This window comes from Bifidobacterium leontopitheci, from assembly GCF_009193355.1.
In the GTDB taxonomy this organism is placed as follows: Bacteria; Actinomycetota; Actinomycetes; order Actinomycetales; family Bifidobacteriaceae; genus Bifidobacterium; species Bifidobacterium leontopitheci.
In genome coordinates this window covers 40,703-63,915 of the sequence record NZ_WBVT01000009.1, presented here as the reverse complement: position 1 = coordinate 63,915, position 23,213 = coordinate 40,703, and the positions used below count along the sequence as shown (strand labels likewise).

The following is a 23,213-nucleotide window of genomic DNA, read 5'->3' as shown; positions in this document are numbered from 1 at the left end:
ACGGGCATATGCATACATAGTTTACTAAATCCTCCTATCGTGGCTCCGAGCACCGGCCGAGCGACAGCACCATCCGCCCGGCCAGCACTATCAGGGAGGTTTCCATGAAGAAGAAGTACGGCACCGCGCTGCTTGCGGCGGGCGCAGCCATCGTCATGCTGCTCAGCGGCTGCGGCACCAGCAGCACGAGCGGCTCCGGCACCGAGGCCGGCTCCAACATCATCTCCGTCTACGGCAGCGAGCCGGCGCACCCGCTGTTCCCGGGCAACACGACCGAGGCCGGCGGCGGCAAGGTCGTCGACCAGCTGTTCGCGGGCCTCGTCACCTACGGCTCCGACGGCAGCATCCACAACGAGGTCGCCCAGAGCATCACCTCCAGCGACAACGCCACCCACTACGTCATCAAGATCAAGAAGGGCTGGAAGTTCACGGACGGCACGCCCGTGACCGCGCACTCCTTCGTGGACGCGTGGAACTACACCGCCAACAGCGCGAACAAGCAGGCGAGCGCCAGCTTCTTCAACACCATCGAAGGCTACGACGCGCTGCAGGCCGCCGACGTCGATCCGAAGGCCACGCTGTCCGGCCTGAGCACGCCCGACGACTACACGATCGACGTGAAGCTGTCGCAGTCCGACTCCGCGTTCCCGGTCAAGTCCGGCAGCCACGCGTACATGCCGCTGCCCGAGTCCGCGTTCAAGGATCCGAAGAAGTTCGGCGAGAACCCGGTGAGCAACGGCCCGTACAAGTTCAAGTCGTGGACGCACAACCGCAGCATCGAGATGGTGAAAAACCCCGATTACAAGGGCAACCGCGTGGCCAAGAACGACGGCCTGACCTTCAAGATCTACACGTCGCCGGACTCCGCGTACGCCGACCTCAAGGGCGGCAACCTCGACTTCACGAACGCGATCCCCGCCACGCAGCTGTCCACGTTCCAGAACGACAGCTCCATCAAGGCGTACAACCAGCCGGGCGGCAACACGCTGACGTTCACCATCCCCGAGTCGCTTGAGCACTTCGGTCAGAACGAGGAGGGCAACCTGCGCCGTCAGGCCCTGTCCATGGCGATCAACCGCAAGACCATCGCCGAGAAGATCTTCAACGGCACGTCCACGCCGGCCGTCGACTTCCTCGCCAAGCCGATCAGCGGCTACTCCGACAGCCTCAAGGGCAACGAGGTGCTGACCTACAACGCGGCCAAGGCCAAGGAGCTGTGGGCGAAGGCGGACGCGATCTCCAAGTTCAGCGGCGAGTTCAAGATCGCGTACAACGCCGACGGCGACGCGAAGAACTGGGTGGAGGCCGTGTGCAACTCCATCAAGAACACGCTCGGCATCACCGCCAAGGGCGCCGCGATGGCGACCTCGTCCGAGTTCCTCGCCGACGTGGACGCCGGCAAGATGACCACCGCGTACCGCAGCGGCTGGGGCCCGGACTACCCCTCCGCCGACAACTACCTGATCCAGCTGTACGCTTCCAGCGCGGCGGACGGCAAGGGCGCGAACACTGGCAGCTACAAGAACCCGAAGTTCGACGCGCTCATGGACAAGGCGCTGTCGGCGTCGTCGATCGACGAGGCGAACAAGTACTACCAGCAGGGTGAGGAGATCCTGCTGCAGGATCTGCCGGCCATCCCCCTGTGGAACCAGAACGCGACCGCGGCGAGCACGCCGAACGTCTCCGGCGTCGAGTTCGACTACGGTGGCGGCCCGGTGTTCACCGCGCTGACCAAGAAGTAAGGACGAGCGTGGACCATCAGTCCGCGTCCGGCCGGCTGTCAGCCAGCTGACCGGATGTCACAGCGGGTGTCGGGTAGGGCTGTACGTGCCTGCCCGACACCCGCTGTGATGTCACGAACCCCGTCCCCCTCCCCAAGATGCACAATGTGCGTCTTGGGGAAATTTTGTGAGGAAAACGTGAAGGAGCGGCATGGATTGTGTACCTTAGGGCGCACAATCCATGCCGCTATCTCCCTAAGATGCACATTGTGTATCTTAGGAAGGTTTGGCGGACTGAACTGGGCAGGCCTACCAGCCCGCCAGCCCAGTTCGGCCCGTACCGTTCCAGCCCGCCAACAGACCCGGCCCGCACTCAAAAGGGCAGGCCTACCAGTCTGCACCGTTCCAACCGATTCGCATCGACCGACCAACACCAACCCACCAACCAGGAGGAACAACACGCATGTCCATCGAACTGACGCCCGTCGCGCCGCCTGAGCCGATCACGCAGCGTACGGAGATCACCGTCGCCGGCACCACGCTGCGATTCGACCCGCGCACCGGCCGCTTCTCGTTCAGCCGCGCGACCACAGCAGCGTCCAGCGCGACCGCCGAAGCGTCCAGCACGCCCGGCACCAGCACGCCCACCCCCGCCCCCGCCGAATGGGCCGAAACCGACGATGTCGCCTGCACGCCGAAGCTGATCACCAAACAGGGCACGTTCGCGTTCACCGACGCTGCCGCGATCGCGCACGCCCGCCGCGAAACCGGCACCGGCGCCGGCGTGGTCAGCACGTACACCGGCTTTGGCAACACCGCGTACGCCTTCGAGACGTGGGTGTGGGTGGAACGCGCGAGCGGCGACGTGCTGTTCGAGTGGATTCCGCTCAACGAGACGGGTCTCGACATCCAGACCGTCAAGTGGCCTGCCGCGATGGAGTTCGACCGTCCGACCAGCCGCGACGTCACGCTCATCACGCACGAGCAGGGCGTCATGATTCCGAACGACTGGCCTACCGCGGTGACGACCAAGGACATCGCGTTCGACGGCCGATTCGAGACGGCCGGCGGCTACATGCCGTGGTTCGCGCAGGTGCGCGGCGCGGCGACGTCCGGCAACAGCACCACCGGCAACAGCGCGACGCCCGGCAACAGCAGCACCCCCGCCTTCGCGGGCGGCGACGGCTACATCGCGATCTGCGAGACGCCGTGGAACGCCGGCTACGGCATCGACCATCCGGCCGGCGGCCCGTCCACGCACGTCGGCATGTGGTTCGAGCCGAGCCTCGGCCGCATGGACTACCGCCGCGTGGTGCGCCTGAAACTGCTCGCGCACGCCGACCACACGGCCGTGTGCAAGGAGTACCGCCGCTGGGTGAACGAGCGCGGCCGCCTGCGCACGCTCGCCGAGAAGGCGGCGCGCAACCCGTCCGTGCGTGACCTGATCGGCCGGTCGTGGGTGCATGTCGGCATCAAGACGAAGGTGCAGCCGGACTCGTCGTTCTACGATCCGCAGGACCCCGGCAAGAACGATTCGCTCGTCACGTTCGCGCAACGCGAAAAGCAGATGCGCACGCTGCATGCGATGGGCGCCGGCCGTCTGTTCATGCATCTTGACGGCTGGGCGCAGCCCGGCTACGACAACGAGCATCCCGACTATCTGCCGGCGTGCCGCGAAGCCGGCGGCTGGGACGGCATGAAGTCGCTGGTCGACACGATCCACGCGCAGGGCGACATGTTCGGCACGCACGACCAGTACCGCGACTACTACTTCACCGCCGCCACGTTCGACCGCCGCAACGCGGTGCTGCAGGCGGACGGCACGAACCCCGAGCACGCGCGCTGGGCGGGCGGCCACCAGACCTACCTGTGCGCCGAGCTCGCGCCGGACTACGTGCGCCGCAACTTCGGCGAGATCGCCGCGCACGGCGTGCGGCTCGACTGCGCGTACCTTGACGTGTTCACCTGCAACGAGGGCGACGAATGCACGAATCCGGAGCATCGCATGAGCCGGCGCGACTGTTACGAGCGGCGTGCGGAATGCTTCGAATACCTGCTTTCGCACGGCATCCTCTCCAGTTCCGAGGAGGTCTCCGACTGGGCGGTGCCGAGCCTCGTGTTCTGCCATTACGCACCGTACGACTTCCAGATGCGTTCGCCCGACGCGCCGCGGCAGGGTGTGCCGGTGCCGCTGTACAACCTCGTCTACCATGACTGCGTGATCGAGCCGTGGATGATGGAGCGCGTGGCCGGCGGCGAGGATTACATGCTGTACGCGCTGCTCAACGGCGGCGCGCCGTATCTGATCCGCGACGCCGCGTACATCGGCGTGGACGGCGACATGGATGAGGCGGCGCGCGTCCGCACCGAGAACGACATCGAACGGTGCCGCGCGGTCGCCGACTTCCATGAGAAGGTGGGCATGCAGGAGCTGGTGCGTCACGATTTCGTGGGCGGCGACCCGCTCGTGCAGCGTTCGCAGTTCGCCGACGGCTCGGCGGTCACGTGCGACTTCCACGCGAACACATATGTGATCGCGTGACGATTGCGGTCGCGTGACGCACGGTGATCGCATGACGCAGCGCAACACACCATGCGTGACGCTCTGTGTCACAGCGGGTACCTACCCGCTGTGACACAACAACGAAACCCCAATAATCGCAACGATTCCGCGGTGCCGTCACAGCGGGTGGGTACCCGCTGTGACGAGACTGCGGAACGCAACACACGACACACGCAACAACAACACAAGGGGCGGGGTCCGCAACCAACTTGCGGACCCCGCCCCTTGCCGTATCGGCACTACTGTATCGGCACTACCGCCGATTCAGAATGTCACTTCTGGATCTGGTCGAGCAGCGGCACGTTGTCGTAGCCGAACTTGACGTTCTTGAGGTTCGGCGTGGAGACGGCGATCGCGTTCATGTAGAACAGCGGGACGTTCGGCAGCTCCTGCGTGAGGATCTCCTCGCCCTCGTGGTAGTACTTGTTCGCGGTCTCGGAGTCGGACGAGGCGAGCGCCTTGTCCATGAACGCGTCGAACTCCGGGTTCTTGTAGTCGCCGTAGTTCGCGCCCTTGCCGTCGGCGGTGGACGAGTCGTACAGCTGCACGAGGTAGTCGTCAGCGGCCGGGTAGTCGGCGGACCAGCCCATCATGTACGGCGTGCTGGTCTTGCGGGTGTCCATCTGCTCGGCCATCTCGGTGAACGTCGGCACGATGACGGTCTTGGTCTCGACGCCGAACGCCTGGCTCCAGAAGTTGACGATCGCCTCGGCGGTCTCCTTGTAGCCCGACTGGTCGGCGCTGTACGTGAAGGTCAGCGGACCGGTCCACGGCGAGATCTTGTTGGCCTCGTCCCACAGCTTCTTGGCCTCGTCCGGGTTGTACTCGAACACGGTCTTGCCCTTGAGCTGGTCGGTGTAGCCGGGGATGGACGGCGCGATGAAGTCGACGGCCGGGGTGCGGGTGCCGTTGAAGATCTTCTTGGCGATCTGCGCGCGGTTGATGGCCATGGACAGGGCCTGGCGACGCAGGTTGCCTTCCTTGTTGCGGCCGAAGTGCTCAAGACGCTCGGGGATCGTGAAGAACATGATACTCGAGCCGGGCTGGCTGTACGCCTTGACGTTGGAGTCGGTCTGGAAGGTCTTCATCGCGTTGGCGGGCACGCCGCTCAGGTCGAGGTTGCCGGCCTGCACGTCGGCGTAGGCGGCCGCGGTGTCGGTGTAGACGCGGTATTCGATGCCGGCGTTCTTCACCTTGCGCGGGCCCTTGTAGTCCTTGTTGCGCGAGATCTTGATGTACTTGTTGTGCTCCCACGAGTCGAACTTGTAGGGGCCGTTGCCGACCGGGTGCTCGCCGAACGCGGACGGGTCCTTGTAGAAGGACTCGGGCAGCGGCATGTACGCGGTGTAGCCGAGCATGGTCGGGAACGTGGAGTTCGGGGCGTTGAGCGTGACGACCATCTTGGTGTCGCTCTGCACGTCGATGCCGGACAGCTGCGCGTTCTTGTCGACGCCCTTCTTCTGCAGGTCGTCGTAGCCCTTGATCGAGGAGAAGAACGACGAGGCGATCTGGGCGTTCGTCGCGTTCGCGGTGTAGCTCCACGCCTTGGCGAACGATTCGGCGGTGACCGGCGTGCCGTCGGTGAACTTCCAGCCGGAGTTCAGTTCGATCGTGTACTGGCTGGAGTCGTCGTTGGCGGTGATGGACTTGGCGACCTCGTTGGCCGTGGAGCCGTCCTGGTTGTAGGAGACCAGGCCGGAGAAGAGTTCGCGCAGCACGATCGCGGCCGGCGTCTCGTTGGTGTCGCCGGGGATCAGCTTGCTTTTCGGCTCGATGGACGCGTACGAGATGACCGAGTCCTCGCCGGTGGCGCTGTTGGTGGTGTTGGAGCTGCCGCAGCCGGACAGCAGCATCGCGGCCGCGCACACGGCGGCGGCGCTCGCGATGATACGTTTCTTGAGATTCATGGCAATCCTCTCTCTGTTCCCCGCCGGCTCTCCATTCCGGCGTTCTTAAGTCACGCAATATAACGGTGTGATGTTCCGCATTCGGCGACGTGACCACGTCGTGAGACGGATTGTGGAATGAGGATGGAGGCGGGGTGGCGAGAGGACCGGCGGACCGCCGTCTGACCGTCCCCCTGTCACAGCGGGTAGGCACCCGCTGTGACGCAACAGTGAAATCCCAGTAATCGCAACAGTTCCGTGGCTCACGTCACAGCGGGTAGGTACCCGCTGTGACAACAGAAGAAGACAATGCGCACGGAGAGCGCGCTGCCGCGTCAGGAGAGCATGCTGCCGCGTCAGGCGACCCAGCGGTCGGACATCGCGAAGGCGTTGTTCATGTGGTTGCTGCCGTCGTAGACCACGCGGTCGAGCAGCTTCGACGTACGCTCGCGCAGGAAGTCGGCCATCCGCTCGTTCGCCTCGGCGAGCAACGCCGTCGCCGGACGGCCGTCCGTTGCGGCTGCGTCACCGGCGGCTACGTCACCGGCGGCTGCCACCGCGGTGTCCGTCTGCTCGACCAGCCGGTGACCATACGCACGCACCTGCTCGACGTACGCGCCGATCGCGTTCGCCGTCTCATACCAGTGCGCGTCGGCGATGACCGCGATCAGCCGGTTCGTCCAGTACAGGTTGTCGGTCGAGACGGTCGGCGTGGTGTCGCGCAGGTAGGCGGGCGTGTCGTCGACGTTCGCGTAGAACGGCGCGGCCGTGGTGAACACGCCGGAACCGTACGAGATCCACATGACCGCGCGGGCGGCATCGGGAACGTCCGGGCGCAGCTCGATCGCAACCATGTGGCCGGTGCGGTTCACGCCGATCGGGCGGTAGCGGTGGCGCGACTCGGGCGTGCCGAGCGTGCCGTACGGGTCGTACGGCGTGTCCTCGAAGTGCGAGCCGAGCAGGAAATCCACGTCCTCGATGGTCACCTTGTTCTCCGGCACACGGCACCACGGGATGTCGTCGGAGGACGGCGTGTAGCGGGCGGCCGGCGAATCCCAGTCCTCGCTGGGGTTAAGATGGCGCTGCATGTACCAGGCGCGCGGCGTGTTGTAGATGTGGTCGCGCGGCGAAGTGGAGCCGAACACCGTGCGCGGGTTGAAGTGGTCCGGCAGCTGCCAGGGCGCGATCCGGCCCTCGGCGGCAGAGGCCTGGCCCATGCCGCGGTCGAGGTGATGGCCGTCGATGAACTCGCGCAGGTCGGCGCTGCACATGAAGTAGCGTTGCGCGCCGAACGCGTCCGACATGTCGAAGTCGTCGATGCCCAGCTGGTTGGGGATGGTCGCGTAGCAGTCGTCGGGCACGCGGCGGGCGATCCAATGGTGGCCGCCGATCGTCTCGACATACCAGATCTCGTCCACGTCGGAGATGATCACGCCGTTCGACTCGTACGTGCCGTACCGCTCAAGCAGCCCGCCAAGCCGGGCGACGCCTTCACGGGCCGTATGCACGTACGGCAGGACGAGCGTGATGATGTCCTCCTCGCCGATGCCGCCAGGGACCTCGGGCTTGTAGTCGTCATCGCCCGGCTGGCCGTGGGCGGGCACGAGCTCGACGAGCGGGTCGGCGGCGAGCACGCGCTCGTTGACGGCGATGGTCTCGGTGGCGCTCATCGCCACGTTGCGCTCGCTGGCGCCGGCCTCCGCGAGGATGCCGCGGTTGTTGAGGACGTTCGGCACGATGCTGTAGCGGCACGGGTCGTCCGGAAGGTCGATGGCAACGTGGCTGAGCACGCTCACATAGTGGCGCGGCTGGTCTTCGGGGCGGACGGCGACGAACCGCTTCGGGTCGTAGCGGCCGGAGCCGGAATCGTCGTCGCGGGCGATGATGGTCGCGCCGGTGTTGCTGGCTTCTTTTCCGATGAGAATAGTGGTGCAAGACATGGTTTCCACTGTAGGAGCACCACGGAAGAAGACGGGCGGGGATGTTCGGTGGCGAAATTTTTTGCTTAACGAAGTTAATATTCTCATGATTTTTTCAGGTAATTGCCATGTCTTCCCATGAAACGTCCTGTTAAATCGTTCTTACGACCGCAAGGCCGCACATAATTGAACCCCTTCTTCTCTTCTCTCTCAAAGAAAAGCCCGGCCCAACCGCCGGGCTTTTCTCGTATCTGGCAATCCCCGGAAAACCGGGCTTTTACCGGACTGCACACTCTACGCGCGCCTCGGAGCCGCCACACCGGGAACCTAAGAATACGGAGTATCGCCGCAAACTATTGCCTTTTGCCGTCGAGGCCGATACATTGAAACGAGCACCGAGCTGCAAGGCGCGTTCGCACTGTGTCCATACTGCGGCTGCGCTGTGTCTGCCCAGACTACATCCATAACGACCCCCACGAAACGGAGCCGTCCCCCAATGACCAGCAACACCCAGCCAAGCCCCGCCACGTCCACCGCGCGCCCCCGCCACGGCCTGACCATCCCCAACCTCATCACCATCGGCGTGTTCTCTGCGCTGTATTTTGCGCTCGTCGCCGTCGCCACGCTGGTCAGCACACTGACGCTCGCCGGATTCGGCTCGATCCTGCTGCCGGCCGTCGCGGCGCTGATCAGCGGCAGCGTGTTCATGCTCATGGCGGCGCGCGTGGGCAAATTCGGCGGCATCACCATCATGGGCATGGTCGTGGGACTGTTCCTGTTCGTCTCCGGGCATTTCGTGCTGTCGTTCATCGCGAGCATCGTGTTCCCGCTGGCCGCCGACCTCATCGCGCGCGCCGGCCGATACCGCAGCCGCGCGCTGCTGCTCGTCAGCTATGTGGTGTTCTCGTACGGGCTCACCGGCCCGATCCTGCCGCTGTGGTTCATGAAGGACGCCTACGTGGCGAGCCTCAAGGCGCACGGCAAGGATGCGGCGTACATCGACGGCGTGTTCGCGCAGATCAACACCGGCACGTTCTTTCTGTCGATGGCGGCGATCCTGGTGTTCGCGCTCATCGGCGGCTGGTTCGGCCAGCGGCTGTGCGCGAAGCACTTCGCCAAGGCCGGCATCGCCTGATGAGCTCTGACGGCAACACGTTGGCCAAGGGGCGGCGCGAGCCGGCCTCGCCGGGCGCACGCGACGGATTGCCAGGACAGTCCGGCCGGCAGGAGAAGACGCCTGGCATGACGGGCGTGGGAAACGCGGCGCCTGCAGCCAACGCAACGACTGCGGCAGGCGATGTGATGCCGCCGGCAGCCCACACAGCATCGCCTGTCGTCGCATCGTCGTTCCACCCCAACCGCACGCTCGCGCTCGATCCGCGGGCCAAACTGTACCTGCTGCTGGCGGCGAACCTGCTGCTGTTCTTCCACGTGAGCACGCGCGCCGAGGCGCTGCTCGTGGCGCTGTGCCTCGTGCCGCTGGCCGTCGCCGGCCGATGGCGGGCGGCGCTGCGTCTGGGCGCGCTGTACATCGTGCTGCTGGCGCTGGGACTGTGGTCGGGGGCCGCGTCGCTCTCCGGCTCCGGCTCGACGGGCGGCGCGAGCGCAACCGCAACCGCCAACGCCGGCGCCGCCGCGGCGACCACGGCCGACGCCCTGCCCGTCTGGCTGCACGTCGTCGGCCTGTTCTCGGTCGGCCTGCGCATGATGATGCCCTGCCTGATCACCGGCGCATACGCGTTCACGACCACGCGGGTGAGCGAGTTCGTCTGCGCGATGCGACGGATGCGGGTGCCGGAATCGGTGACGATCCCCTGCATGGTGGTGATCCGCTTCTTCCCGACAATCGCGCGCGACTACCGTTCCATCCGCGACGCGATGGCGTTGCGCGGCATCGCATCCGGCCGGCTGGGCGTGCTGCGCCATCCCGTGCAGACCCTGGAATTCGTCATCGTGCCGCTGCTGATGAACGCGACGATCGTCTCGCGCGACCTGTCGGCGGCCGCGCTGACCAAAGGCCTCGGACTGCCCGGCCGGCACACCAGCATGATCGAGATTCGGATGCGATGGTTCGACTGGGCGGCGATGGCGGTGTGCACGCTGCCGCTCGCACTGGGAATCGGAGGTGTGCTGTGAGCGACATCATCGAATTGCGCGACTGCTCGTTCGAATATCAGGCGACGGAAAACTCCGCAGGCACTGCGCACGATACGACCGCAACGGCACTGAATCACGTCACCCTCACCGTGCGCGCGGGCGAAGTGGTCATGCTATGCGGGCAAAGCGGCTGCGGCAAGACGACGGTGACGCGACTGCTCAACGGCCTGATCCCCGAGTTCTACGAAGGTCCGCTCACCGGATTGCGCGAGGTCGGCGGACTGCGCGGCGACCAGGTGACGGTCGACGCGCTCGTGCCGCTCGCCGGCAGCGTGTTCCAGAATCCGAAAACCCAGTATTTCAACGCGGACACGACCTCAGAGATGGCGTTCGCCTGCGAGAACCTCGGCTGGCAACCGCAGCGGATCCGCACGCGGCTTGCCGAGGTCGCGCGGCGGTTCGAGCTCGGGCCGCTGCTGGACCGGCCTGTGTTCACGCTGTCCGGCGGCCAGCAGCAGCGGCTCGCCGTGGCCGCCGCGACGATGCCCGTGCCGCGGATCATGGTCATGGACGAGCCGACAAGCAACCTCGACGCGGAGGCGATGCGCGGCCTGCATGATATGGTCGCCCGGCTCAAGGCGGACGGCGTGACCGTGATGATCGCCGAGCATCGGCTTGCCTGGTGCGCCGACCTGGTGGACCGGTATGTGGTGTTCGAGGCGGGGCGTGTCGCCGCCGAGTACACGGCCGCGCAATTCCACGCACTGAGCGGCGGGCAGCTGGCCGAAATGGGGCTGCGTGCGCTCGATATGGAGCCGTATCGCCGCCGGGTCGCCGAATTGAGCGTCGGCGAGGTGCCGCGGGAGGCTCTTTGCGAAACGAATGCGGGGCAGGACCGTCGCGCCGACGCGCCCTGCGGGCAGCTACGCAGGCAACCACATGGGCAAAATGGCCTGTTTCGGAGCCTATTCCGGAGCAGGCGGGCGTCGGCTGAAGTATCCGCCGATATTCGCGACGATCGAGGCGCTGAAAACGGCGGAATTCCAATAATGCCGCGTCCCGCTGAATCGCCGCTACCGGAGCCCATGCCCGCCTATTCCGGAATAGGCTCCACAGCAAGCCAAAAACCGACCCATGACGCCGAGGATGGTCCCCGTTCGGGCGGCTCGAGGGCTTTCGGCGGCGCAACGGGACGGCCCGCCGCGGAAATTGATGCGGAAGAGGCCCTCTCCAGCGGCTCGGCCGGCAGCGGTCTGCCGATCGGCGACATCGTGATCGCTACGGACGGGCTCATCATCGGGCACGGCCGCCGCAGGCACCGGCCTGGAAGCCGGCGCAATCGCAATGGCAGCAACAACGGTGTCACAGCACAGACTGCCAACTATGACTGTGACGCCGGCAGTGAGAACGGGCCGAACGCCCGCCAGAACGCCACCGACCCTACCGCCGGCGTCGGCAGCGAGAACGGGCACAACGCCGGCCACGGCGGCCGACGAGATGCCGTCCGCAGCCACTCCGGCGCGACATTCACCCGCGCAATCCCCGACCTGCAGCTGGCCGCCGGGCGCATCACCGGCCTGATGGGCCGCAACGGCGCCGGCAAAACCACGTTGCTGCGCACCTTATGCGGTTTGGAACGCCCGCTTGACGGGCGCGTGCTGCTGCATGGCCGGCCGGCACGCGCCGGCGAGCTGACCCGTGCGGGGTTCCTGGTGATGCAGGACGTGAACTACCAGCTGTTCGCCGACAGCGTGCGTGAAGAGGTGCTGCTGGGCGCGAGCGCGGACGCGGGCATAGCGGGCGATGCCGATGCCACACGCCGCCGTTGCGACAAGATCCTGGCAGGCCTTGACCTGCTGAAGCTGGCGGACCGGCATCCGATGAGCCTGTCTGGCGGGCAGAAGCAGCGGCTGGCCATCGCGTCGGCGCTGATGTGCGGCAAGGAGCTCATCATGCTGGACGAGCCGACGAGCGGTCTGGACCGGCGGCACATGATGCAGGTCGGCGCGCTGCTGCGGCAGGTGGCGGACGCCGGCCGCGCGGTGCTGGTGGTCACGCATGACGACGAACTTGCCGCGCTGTGGTGCGATGCGATCGTGCGGCTGGATGATGATGCGGACTGAGATCGTCCGCGCGCCGATCGTCCCGCCCTCGCACGCGCGAACCGCGCACTGCGTCACGCGGACCACACACCACACACTGCATCACGCGGACCGGGCGAGCACAGTGACGACACCGCAAAAACCCAGTATTTCCAAGGGTTTTCCCACCCTTGTCACACGGACTGCCCGGTCCGCGTGACGCAGATCATCACAGACGAAACGACCAGCAGACATGGAGCGACATATGACCACCGACACCACGCGAAACACCACCCCGCCAGTCGACATCGCCCAATGGCTTGGCCCGTGGGTGAGCTTCGAGCGGCTGATCGACGGCGACGAGCCGGCGCTACGGCAGGCGTGGCGCGAATCGACCGCGGCGATGCGCGGCAAGCTGATGTTCCGGCTGCTCATGCGCGGCGACGCGCGGCGGTTCTGGCGTTGGGCGTGCCGCACGACGTGCCGCAAGAACCGGTCGCCGATCGGCGGCTGGCGGATCAGCGCCGCGGAGGATGGCAGACAGCCGACGGAGGAGCCGCTGGCCGAAGGCACCGGCAGCGCATCATGCTCGGAAGAACCGCCGCTTGGAAAACCAACCGGTTCGGCGTATGGTCAGCCGGCATTCCGCCTCGCATGGCTGGGGTCGGACGGCGGCACGCTCGGCGAGTACCGCTACCTGCTGGATCATATGATCGACCGCGGTCTGGAAGGCAAGCCGTGCTACGTGTTTCACGCCGTCGACGCGCCGGAGGGAAGCCCATTCCGTGTGCTCGTCGCGATGGACCCGATGCCGGAGCGTGGCGAACTCGCGCGCGGCGGCCTGCTCAGTCATCTGCATTTCCAGTACGGCATCAGCGAACGGGCTGTGTTGAGGGGCGTGGGAGCCGCCGCACGCCTGCGGCATCGCATGTGGTACCCGACCATGTGCGCCGACGAGGGGACGCTGCTCGACCGATGCAACATCGTGCGTGCGCTGCATCAGCTGCCCGCATGGACCGAACTGCCTGGGGAATCCACATCCTCTCGGCTCCCCTTGTGAGGGGAGCTGGCAGCGAAGCTGACTGAGGGGTAGACAGGCGCTATAGACGACTACAACACTGGATTCGGAAAGCGGGCAACGCTCCCCCAGTCGGCTTCGCCGACAGCCCCCTCCACCGAGGGGGCCAAGATGGCGGGCCGGCGACTGCCACACGAATCGACCAGTCACCGAAAGGACCACACTTTCTCTGCTCCCCACCGAAGAACCACACCCTCTCGGCTCCCCTTGTGAGGGGAGCTGGCAGCGAAGCTGACTGAGGGGTAGACAGGCGCCACTGGCAATCATGCATTGAATCGGGAAGCGGGTGACGCTCCCCCAGTCAGCCTACGGCCGACAGCCCCCTCCACCGAGGGGGCCAAGAAACGGGACAACCGCGCTGCGTTTCTGGCGGCTCGGCCCTCCACCGAGGGGGCCGAGGGGCGGGCCGGTCGACCTACGGCGAGGACGGCAATCGGGGATTCTCATGGTATTCCCAGCAAACACATACGTCTTGTTGAAGAACGTGCGGTTATATAGGAAGCACGGCAAGCAGTAACGAGCCGCACATAACTGAACCCCTTCTTCTCTCTTCTCTCTCAAGCCCGGCCCAACCGCCGGGCTTTCTCTTTCTCAAGACTCCTCGCCACCGCCCAAGCCCAGCCCCCGCAACGAAAAATCCCCCGGAAGCGCCATGCTTCCGGGGGATTTTCGCTTCTTCTGGATTACACGGTGCCCCCCGTGGGATTCGAACCCACAACCCACGACTTAAAAGGACGCTGCTCTAACCGTTGAGCTAGAGGGGCAACGTTTCCAATATACACGCGCGTGCGGGACAAATCAATCCGCCCCGCACGCGCGTCGCAGACGGCGCGTCACCGGCAGACGCGCCCCCGCAATCCGTCACTCGCTCGTCTTCAGCGGCTCGCCGGCGGAGACGACGCACGCGTTGCTGTAGCAGATCATGGCGTCCATCGCCGGGTCGGGCATGGGATCGGCCTTCTCGGACGAGTTCGAGGATCCCAACGCCACCGTGCTGACCACCCACACGCTGACGGTCTTGTCGTTCTCGAACTTCACGTTGGCCAAGCCGGTCATGTTGCCGTAACCATCGTCGCCGCCGATCGCCTTGCCGTTCTCGAGAGCCTGCTCGAAGGCGTCCCAGTCGGCGACGTAATGCGCGTTGCTGTACAGAAAATCACCGTATCCGCTGTTCTGGTACCACGGGTGCAGCGCGAGGACGCTCGCCGCGACGCCGTCGGCCAGCAGGTACTCGTCGAAGCCGTGGAGCGTGAGTTCCACTTTTTCGGCCACATACTGGACCGTCGTGGTGCTGTCTTCCCTATGCGACTTGATGACGGCGTCCTTCTTCTCGCCGGTCCACTTGACCGTGACGGCGAGGTCCTCCTCGCCTTCGACCTTGTTGCCGTTGGCGTCGGCCGCGTGCATGGTGCCGCTCTTCGCGATGTAACAGCGCGCGGTGATCGTGGTGGCCAGCTTGATGCCGTCGAAGTCGGCGCCCTGCTTGAGCTGGTCCATGGTGTAGCAGTCGTCGTTGATGTCAGTGCTGACGACCTTGCTTTCCTGCTTCTTGCTGGTTTCGGACTTGGTGGACGACTTGCCGGACTGCGATGTCTTCTGGCCGCTGCCAGACGCGCCCGACGTGTTCGACGCGTTGCCGCAGGACGCCAGACCGACGACCATCAGCAGGCCCGACAGCGCGGCGACCGCCTTCTTCATCACACTCATGTGCTCTCTCCTCGTGAACGATTGCGATATCGCGGAGAGCGTCGTCGACACAACCGACGTGACTATCAGGCGCCTTCCGGCTTCTCTCCAGCGTCCAGCCTACTCCTGCAGGTCGCGCAAGGCCGCCGCCCGGCATGTCTGCGAGCCGCAAGCCGCAGCCGGACCGTCACACCAGGCCGAGCGCGGCGAACGCGTTCGCAATGCCGTCGTCATGGATGTCGGTGGTGGTCATGTCGCAGAACCGTTCGATGCCGTGCGTCGCGTTGCCCATCGCCACCGACGTGCCGGCCGCCTTGAGCATGGCCGTGTCGTTGTCACTGTCGCCGATCGCGATCGTGTCGGCGATGCTGTAGCCGAGGTCCTTGGCGATTTCGCACACAGCCGTGCCCTTGTCGACGCCGTTGATGAGCAGCTCGCCGTTGTTGGGCGAGATCGCGTCGTACGAGCCGTGCACGAGCGTGAACCAGGGGGCGAGGTCGCGCGCGACGTCCTCGAACGTGACCTCCGGCGCGGGGCCGCTGAAATACGAGCCTTTGCTGGCGCGGATCACATGGCCGAGCGTGCTGCCCTCGGGGATGGGCACGTCGTCGATGAGATGCCAGTACCGCGCGAACTGGCCGTTGCGCCACGCGGACTTCTTCGCCTGCAGATGATGCAGGTAGCCGCGCGAGATGTACATGCCGTCCGCGCCCTGCCACTGGTAGTTCTCGATGTCGTGCGCCTTGAAGTAGGCGGTCGCGCGGTCGATGGCCTCCGGCGAGACGAACCGCTGGAAGATCACGCGGTCGCCGATGTTCGCCTGCGCGCCCGCCACCGACACCACGCCGTCGAAACCGAGGTCGAGGATGCTGCGCTCGATCTTCGGCAGCGAGCGGCCGGTGCAGATGAACAGCAGATGGCCGTTGGCCTGCGCCTGCCGGCATGCGAGTTTCGCGGATTCGGGCACGATGTGGTCGGCGTCGGCCAGCGTCCCGTCGATGTCAAGAAACACCAGTTTTCCGGTCATGCCGGCTCCTTTCGTCTTGCGTCCGCCACGTCGGCGCGGCGGCGGACGAAGTCACGGATATATGACGTTTCAATATACCGCAATCGGGCGCGACATGGTATGCACAGGGGATGGAGCCGGCGGACGGCGACGCGGCCGTCACTTCTGCGGTTTCTTCGCGGCCATGACCGCCTTGATGAGCTGCCAGTCGCGGGTCATGTAGAGGCCGAACGCGATGCCGAACGCGAGCAGGCCGATGGTGTCGGCGGTGATCATCGAGTACACGAGCGTGAAGATCATCCAGCCGATGACCTTGCCGTTGCGCAGGCCCGGCTTGACGAACCTGACCGCCACGACCACGGTGGCCGCGGCGACGGCGGCGGTCACGATGACGTAGAAGATTACCAGCGCGGTGTTGCTGGCGTTGCGCGTGAGCGCCTGCAGGGTCTGCGACGACGCCTGGGCCGCGTCCTCCATGCCGGGGATGAGGCCGCCGTACGCGAGGGCGAAGAACACGGCCATGGCCACCGAGTAGACGGCGCCGATGCACATGATCACCCGTTCCGGCGTGCGCTTCGAGTAGGGCGAGCGTTCGTTGGCTTTCGCCCGTGCGCGCATGTAGTTGTTCATCTTGGATGTCATGGTTCCTCCGACGTCGATGTGTGAGTCCGTCACACCATGGTAGCCGGGTTTTCTGATTTCGCGGTGTCGTGCGGGTCGCCGGGGTGGGGTGGGGGTTGCGGTTGGGTGGGGGTGGACTGGGACTTGGGCTGGGACGACTGGGCTGGGACGACTGGGCGGGGGACGGCTCGGCTGAGCGGGGGACGGCTCGACCGGACCGTGGGCGGTCTGCTGGGACGGCGGGCAGTCTGGTTTGCGGCCGTTTCCTGCCAGTACAGCCGTGGTCATAGTCGGAAACGGACGCCGATCGCGTTGTTTGCGGCCGTTTGCGACGAAGACCGCAGGGGAATTGGTCGAAAACGGACGCTGAGGGCCCGATTTGCGGCCGTTTCCAACTGGAACGGCCCCGGAAGCAGTCGGGAACGGACGCATTGCGCCGATGATACGGCAGGATATGACGTCCAGGATATGACGTCGAGTCAGGGGCGCCACGAGAGGTGGAAGGTGAGATGACGGCCAGCAGTCATAAAACTAGACATAGTGACTAGTGACACACTGTAATCGGCGCGACTTGGCGGCGGAGACCACCATCACGCCTATGCTACGTATTCCGTAGCGCTACGGATTTCGTAGCGGTATGCAGCGGTAAACAACCGCGAAGCGGGTGACGCTCCCCCAGTCACGGCCTCCGGCCGCGACAGCCCCTCCACCGAGGGGGCCGAGAGAAGGGGGCCGGCCCTCGCGCCCAGCCGTGCCGAGCCGCCGACCTGCCAACCCACGCCGCCAACCCGCCGCACACCAACCCGCCGCAACCCCGGAAAGGAACCGATGAAGAACGTATTGCGCATTGTGCGCCGCGACATCCTGCGTCTGCTGCGCGTGCCGACCGCATGGGTCATCATGGTGGGACTGATCATGATCCCGCCCATGTACGCGTGGTTCAACATCATCGGCTTCTGGAACCCGTACGGCAACACCGGCAACATCACCATCGACATCGCCAACGAGGACCGCGGCGCCAGCAACGCGACGCTCGGCGACCTCAAGCTCGGCGACCAGATCGTCGACCAGCTCAAAGCCAACGACCAGCTCGGCTGGCGCTTCGTCACCAGCGCCAAGGCCCTGAGCGACGTGCAGTCCGGCCGCAGCTACGCGGCCATCGTCATCCCCAAGGACTTCAGCGAGTCGCTCGCCGGCGTGGTGACCGACAGCGGCAAACGCCCGCAGCTCAAGTATTACGTGAACGAGAAGATCAACGCGGTCTCGCCCAAGATCACCGATACGGGCGCGTCCACGCTCGACAGCCAGATCAACAGCACGTTCGTCTCGACGGTCAGCGAAGTCCTCTCCGGCATGGTGAACACGATCGGCGACCAGATCAACGCCAAAGCCGACGCCGCCACCGCCAAGGCCATCGCCGAACTCGAGTCGACCGACGCGAAGATCACGAAGATCCGTTCGTCCATCACGGACCTCACGACATCGCTGCAGGCCGTGCCACGCAAGACCGCGCAGACCCGGCGCAGCGTCGCGCAGGCGCAGAGCCTCGCCCGGCAGGCGAGCGCCACGCTCAACGGCATCAGCTCACTCACCGGCGACACGCGCACGGCGCTCACCGGGTTCGCCGGCACCTCGTCGGCCGCCTTCGACCGCGGCTCCAACCTGCTCTCGCAGGTGAGCGCCAAAGCCAACACGAGCATCGCGGCGGTCACCGGTTCGCTGTCGTCCGCGAACGGCACCGTCGCCGGCACGCTCGCCACGCTGAACCAGCTGAACAAGGACACGCAGGAGGTCATCGACCTGCTGAACCGCCTGCCTGTGCCGCCGACGTCGCTCATCGAGAAACTCACCAAGCAGAACAGCGACATCGCCGCGTCCATCGACCGCATGACCACGCTCAACCGGCACACCGGCGACACGATCGACGCGATGTCCAAGACCGCGGACTCGGCGAACACGGCCACCCAGCAGTCGCTCGCCGCCGCCGGCAAGGCGCGCGACACGCTCGCGTCCGCATCCCTACCGCAGCTCGACGCGGGCGTCGACTCGCTCACCGACACCGCCGGCACGGTCAGCAGCGGCCTGTCCAGCCAGTCGACGCTGACCACACAGATCGGCACCATGCTCGACCAGATCGACAGCGCGGTCGCGTCGACCGTGAGCGTGCTGCGGCAGACCGACAAGGGCCTCGCCTCGCTCGAGCCGCGGCTGGAGACGCTGTCGACCGACCTGGCGACGCTGTCCAGCTCGAACGTGCTGTCCGACCTGCTTGGCACGGACGGCAAGCTCGACGTGGCCTCGATCTCGAATTTCATGATGTCGCCCACCGTGCTCGACACGAAGACCCTGTACCCGGTGGGCACATACGGCTCCGGCATGGCGCCGCTGTTCGCCTGCCTGTCGCTGTGGGTGGGCGCGTTCGCGTTCGTGGTGATCGTCAAGCTGGAGGTGGACGACGAGGACCTGCCGTTCACGCCGACCGCCGGCGAACGCTACTGCGGCCGGTTCCTGCTGCTGTCGCTGCTCTCGGTGCTGCAGGGCGTGGTGGTGCCGGCCGGCAACCTGATCATCGGCGTGCAGACGGCGAACCCGTTCATGTACGTGCTCACCGGCGTGGCCTGCGCGTTGACGTTCCTGTGCATCATTTACGCGCTGTCGTCGCTGTTCATGCACGTGGGCAAGGCGTTGTGCGTGCTGCTGATCATCGTGCAGATCCCCGGCGGCTCCGGCGTGTACCCGATCGAGATGATGCCGCGGTTCTTCCGTGTGCTGTACCCGCTGTTCCCGTTCCGGTATGCGATCAACGCGTTCCGTGAGACGATCGGCGGCTTCTATGGGCTCACGTGGCTGAAGGACGTCGGCATCCTGGCCCTGTTCGCGGTCGTGTTCTTCACGGTCGGCCTGGCGGCACGCCCGCTGATGGCGAACCTGAACCGGCTGTTCGCGCGGCAGATCGCGGAGAGCGACATGATCGTCGGCGAGCCGGTGCACCTGCCGGGCGACGGGTTCCGCGTGTCGCAGATGATCCGGGCGCTCGCGGACCGCGACGAGTACCGTGCCGAAATCAACCGTCGCGCGCAGGCGTTCGCGCTGCGGTATCCGCGGCTGCGGCGCGGCGCGCTGGTGACCGGCATCGTGGTTCCGGCGGTGCTGGTGACCGTGTTCGCGCTGACGCCGGGCGTCAAGCTGGTGGCGTTGGCCACGTGGATCGTGTGGATCCTGCTGATTCTGGGGTTCCTGATGGTCATCGAGCTCATGCGCGACAGTTTCGAACGGCAGGCGGCGTTGGGCACGCTGAGCGACGAGTCGATCCGCGCGATGCTGTACGAGCGCAAGGGCCGCGGCGGCAGACGGGAGCGCGGCGACTCAGACACCAAACCGGCCACCGCCGCACGCAAGGAGGGCCACACGGCATGAGCACCATCTGGAAGCTGTTCACCGGCGACATCCGCCGCATCACCAGCAACATCGTCTCCGTCATCATCGTGATCGGACTGGTCGCCATCCCGCCGATCTTCACCTGGTTCAACGTGGCGGCCAGCTGGGACCCGTTCTCGAACACGAAAAACCTCAAGTTCGCGGTCGCAAGCGTCGACGAAGGCTACAGCAGCGACCTGATCCCCGTGAAGGTGACGGTCGGCGACCAGGTCGTCAACGCGCTGCGCGCCAACAGCCAGCTCGACTGGACGTTCACCACACGCGACGACGCCGTCAACGGCACCAAGTCAGGCAAATACTATGCGGCCGTCGTCATCCCCAAGGACTTCAGCAAGACCATGATGACGTTCTTCTCGACGACCAAGGTGAGCCACGCGAAACTTGAATACTATACGAACGAAAAACTCAACGCGCTCGCGCCGAAAGTCACCGGGCAGGGCGCCGACCAGGTGGCGCTGCAGGTCAACCGGACGTTCGCGCAGACCATCACGTCGACCGCGCTGAGCATCACGTCGAGCCTGCTCGACAAGCTCGACGACCCGCGGACGACGACCATGCTCGACACGTTCAGCGACAACGTCCAACGTTTCGCGTCCCAGCTCGACGGCACCGCCGACATGCTCGACTCGTACGCGTCCCTGACGGACACCGCGGACGAGCTCATGTCCAGCGCCGCCTCGCTCGCGCACACGGCCGCCGCGCAGGTCGACAAGGCGGACGACGACCTTTCCGGCGTGAAACGCGGCGTCACCGACATCTCTGGCGCGCTCGGCAGCGCGTCCGACGCGCTGTCCGACGCGCTGAAGACCAGCGCCGGCAGCTACGCCGCCGTGGCCGACAACATCGACGGACTGTACACGAACGCCGACGCGACCGCCGCGGACGTGGCCGCCAGCCTGCGCGCGCAGGCGAGCCGGATCGACGAACAAATCACGCAGTACCGCGCGATCCGCGACGCGATCGCCGCGCTGCCGGACCAGACGCTGTCCGCCGTGAAGCTGGCGCTCAACGCCATCGACTCGGCGATCGCACGGCAGGAGTCCGCACGCGACGCGCTGAACACGGCGGCCGCGAACATCGACGCGAAACGCGACACCGCCGCTGCCGACCGCAAGGCCGTGGCCGAGCTCGCCGGGCAGGCGAAATCCGCGATCGCCGACCTGCGCACCACGTTCACCGACACCGTGCAGCCGCAGGTCGACGGCCTCGCCACGCAGGTGCGCAGCATCACATCCACGCTGAAGACCAACGCGGGCGGGCTCGCGGCCGCCGTGGACGAACTGGACGCCACCGCCGGCAAGGCCGACGCGAAACTCGCCGACGTGAAGACGACGCTCACCGCGTCGGCGACGTCGCTGCGGACCGCCGGCACACGGCTCACCGACTTCGCCGCCAAGCTGTCCGGCACGCTCAAGGCCGGCGACATGGACGCCGTACGCAAGCTGCTCGGCGACGCACAGCCGGAGTCGATCGCCGCGACGCTGTCCGCACCCGTGCAGCTCACGCGCAAGGCCGTGTTCCCGGTCGCGAACTTCGGTTCGGCGCTCAGCCCCCTGTACACGCTGCTCGCGCTGTGGGTCGGTTCGCTGCTCATGATGGTGACGTTGAAGACGTCCGTCTCGCGCCGGGTGCGCGCCGAGCTGGCCGCCTCGCTGCCCGAGGGGCGCGCCGTGCGTCCGCATCAGCTGTATCTCGGCCATTTCGGCGTGTTCGCGGTGATCTCGCTGCTGCAAAGCACGGTCATGTTCGGCGGCAATCTGCTGTTCCTGCACGTGCAGTCCGTGCATCCGCTGCTGTACATGCTCACCGGCTGGACGAGCGGACTCGTGTACGCGTTCCTCATCTACACGTTCGTGGTGAGTTTCGGCAACGTGGGCAAGGCAATCGGCGTGCTGCTGCTGGTCGTGCAGATCAGCGGCTCGGGGGCGGCGTACCCGTTGCAGCTGCTGCCAGGGTTCATCTCGGACATCAGCCCGTTCCTTCCGGTCACGCATTCGGTGAACATGATCCGCGCGGCCATCGCCGGCATGTACATGAACGACTACTGGACGGAGCTGGGATGGCTGCTGGCGTTCCTGGTGCCGACGCTACTGCTCGGCCTGGTGCTGCGCAAGCCGCTGGTCGGGTTCAACCGGTGGTACGTGGCGAAAGTGGAGAGCACGAAGCTGCTGGCGTGAGTGAGATGGTGGACGAAGAAAGGGACGATATCATGGCGACGATAACGGCGGCGGACGCCACGGCAGGCGCGACGCAGGCGAGCGGACACGCCGGACGCAGCGCACGCACGCGCAGCGCCACGGATCGCAAGATCATGCAGGCGACGATCGACATCCTCGCCTCGCAAGGCGTGGGCGCGGTGACGATCGAGGAGGTCGCGCGGCGCAGCGGCGTGGCGAAAACCACCATCTACCGCCGGTACAGCAACGCCGACGACCTGCTGCACCGCATGCAGATCGAGACCGCGGGCGCACCCGACTTCAGCGACCTTGCGCCCACGCGCGACGGTCTGCTGCGCGCGCTGGAGCGGATTGCGGCGAACTTCGACGGTACGATCGGCCTCAAGGCCGTCGGCGTGGTGCTTTCGAGCGAGGACGGCCATCTGCAGCGCATGGCCGGGCAGATCCTGGACCCTGCGCGACGGCGGTTCGACGATTTCGTGCGACGCGGGCAACAGGCCGGAGCGTTCGCGGCCGACGTGGACACGTCGTTCCTGTTCGCCACGATCCTCGGCTCGATGATGGCGTGCACGGCCCTGCACGGCGACGATGCGGGCGCATGGCCATCCCGCATGACCGCCGTCCTCTGGCCGACACTCACGGCATAACTCCGTCACGCTGCACGGGCGTGCACAGTGACGCGGGGTATCATTGCCACCGGGCGTAATCATTCCGGTCACCCGCGCGGGTAGTGTCTGCCATCGGAGAGCGGCCTGCCGTCGGCTCAATACTGGCTCATGCAGTGAGACCACGGATGGTCAGCGTCCGTTCATGACCAGACCGACCTCCGAACTAGTCGGGAAAGACCGCAAATCAGCCCTGAAGCGTCCTTTCCCGACCAGAAGCGGCAGAAAACTCGTCGCAAACGGACGCAAATCGGCCATGCAGCATCCTTTTCCAG

Annotated in this window: 14 protein-coding genes and 1 tRNA gene; 9 read left to right on the top strand and 6 right to left on the bottom strand. The window is 65.9% G+C overall.

Annotated features, from left to right (window positions below):
- Positions 1–104: 104 nt before the first annotated feature.
- Positions 105–1,742, top strand: coding sequence for a peptide ABC transporter substrate-binding protein (locus F7D09_RS04570; protein WP_152234231.1), 1,638 nt, complete (start codon positions 105–107; stop codon positions 1,740–1,742).
- Positions 1,743–2,184: 442 nt separating this feature from the next.
- Entirely contained in the window at positions 2,185–4,263 is a 2,079-nt protein-coding gene (locus F7D09_RS04565) for a DUF5696 domain-containing protein (RefSeq protein ID WP_152234230.1), read from the top strand.
- A gap of 293 nt (positions 4,264–4,556) precedes the next feature.
- Here the strand turns inward: F7D09_RS04565 and F7D09_RS04560 are convergent, their stop codons facing one another.
- Together F7D09_RS04560 and F7D09_RS04555 are read right to left on the bottom strand one after the other, a co-directional pair.
- Entirely contained in the window at positions 4,557–6,191 is a 1,635-nt protein-coding gene (locus tag F7D09_RS04560) for a peptide ABC transporter substrate-binding protein (protein WP_152234229.1), read from the bottom strand.
- Between the two features lie 335 nt (positions 6,192–6,526).
- Positions 6,527–8,110, bottom strand: coding sequence for a C69 family dipeptidase (locus tag F7D09_RS04555; protein ID WP_152234228.1), 1,584 nt, complete (start codon positions 8,108–8,110; stop codon positions 6,527–6,529).
- Positions 8,111–8,585: 475 nt separating this feature from the next.
- Between F7D09_RS04555 and F7D09_RS04550 the strand changes: the two genes are divergently transcribed.
- The 4 genes from F7D09_RS04550 (at position 8,586) to F7D09_RS04535 (ending at position 13,327) form a co-directional block, all read left to right on the top strand.
- Positions 8,586–9,224 (top strand): MptD family putative ECF transporter S component, encoded by a 639-nt coding sequence (locus tag F7D09_RS04550; RefSeq protein WP_152234227.1) that lies wholly within the window; start codon positions 8,586–8,588, stop codon positions 9,222–9,224.
- Positions 9,224–10,225 carry an energy-coupling factor transporter transmembrane component T gene (locus F7D09_RS04545; protein ID WP_226835954.1) on the top strand — a complete coding sequence of 334 codons (1,002 nt, stop codon included), beginning with the start codon at positions 9,224–9,226 and terminating at the stop codon, positions 10,223–10,225. Before F7D09_RS04550 ends, F7D09_RS04545 begins: the two co-directional genes overlap by 1 nt.
- Entirely contained in the window at positions 10,222–12,309 is a 2,088-nt protein-coding gene (locus F7D09_RS11375; protein ID WP_226835952.1) for an energy-coupling factor ABC transporter ATP-binding protein, read from the top strand. Before F7D09_RS04545 ends, F7D09_RS11375 begins: the two co-directional genes overlap by 4 nt.
- A gap of 223 nt (positions 12,310–12,532) precedes the next feature.
- On the top strand, positions 12,533–13,327 hold the full coding sequence (locus tag F7D09_RS04535) for a hypothetical protein (protein WP_152234226.1): 795 nt from the start codon (positions 12,533–12,535) through the stop codon (positions 13,325–13,327).
- A gap of 709 nt (positions 13,328–14,036) precedes the next feature.
- Here F7D09_RS04535 and F7D09_RS04530 read toward each other — a convergent pair.
- The 4 genes from F7D09_RS04530 to F7D09_RS04515 form a co-directional block, all read right to left on the bottom strand.
- Positions 14,037–14,109: transfer RNA gene (locus tag F7D09_RS04530), tRNA-Lys, on the bottom strand.
- Positions 14,110–14,206: 97 nt separating this feature from the next.
- Positions 14,207–15,052: a peptidylprolyl isomerase gene (locus F7D09_RS04525; RefSeq protein WP_152234225.1), complete on the bottom strand. Its 846-nt coding sequence runs from the start codon at positions 15,050–15,052 to the stop codon at positions 14,207–14,209.
- A 166-nt stretch (positions 15,053–15,218) separates the two neighbouring features.
- Positions 15,219–16,058 (bottom strand): HAD family hydrolase, encoded by an 840-nt coding sequence (locus F7D09_RS04520; RefSeq protein WP_152234224.1) that lies wholly within the window; start codon positions 16,056–16,058, stop codon positions 15,219–15,221.
- 138 nt (positions 16,059–16,196) lie between these two features.
- Positions 16,197–16,679 carry a hypothetical protein gene (locus F7D09_RS04515; protein WP_152234223.1) on the bottom strand — a complete coding sequence of 161 codons (483 nt, stop codon included), beginning with the start codon at positions 16,677–16,679 and terminating at the stop codon, positions 16,197–16,199.
- 807 nt (positions 16,680–17,486) lie between these two features.
- On the opposite strand from F7D09_RS04515, the gene F7D09_RS04510 reads away from it, so the two are divergent.
- From F7D09_RS04510 to F7D09_RS04500, 3 genes are read left to right on the top strand one after another with little or no spacing between them, the layout of a single operon-like run.
- Positions 17,487–20,075 (top strand): YhgE/Pip domain-containing protein, encoded by a 2,589-nt coding sequence (locus F7D09_RS04510; protein ID WP_152234222.1) that lies wholly within the window; start codon positions 17,487–17,489, stop codon positions 20,073–20,075.
- Complete coding sequence (locus tag F7D09_RS04505) at positions 20,072–22,273, top strand: YhgE/Pip domain-containing protein (protein WP_152234221.1); 2,202 nt, start codon at positions 20,072–20,074, stop codon at positions 22,271–22,273. Before F7D09_RS04510 ends, F7D09_RS04505 begins: the two co-directional genes overlap by 4 nt.
- A gap of 32 nt (positions 22,274–22,305) precedes the next feature.
- Positions 22,306–22,920 (top strand): TetR/AcrR family transcriptional regulator, encoded by a 615-nt coding sequence (locus F7D09_RS04500; protein ID WP_226835950.1) that lies wholly within the window; start codon positions 22,306–22,308, stop codon positions 22,918–22,920.
- Positions 22,921–23,213: the final 293 nt, after the last annotated feature.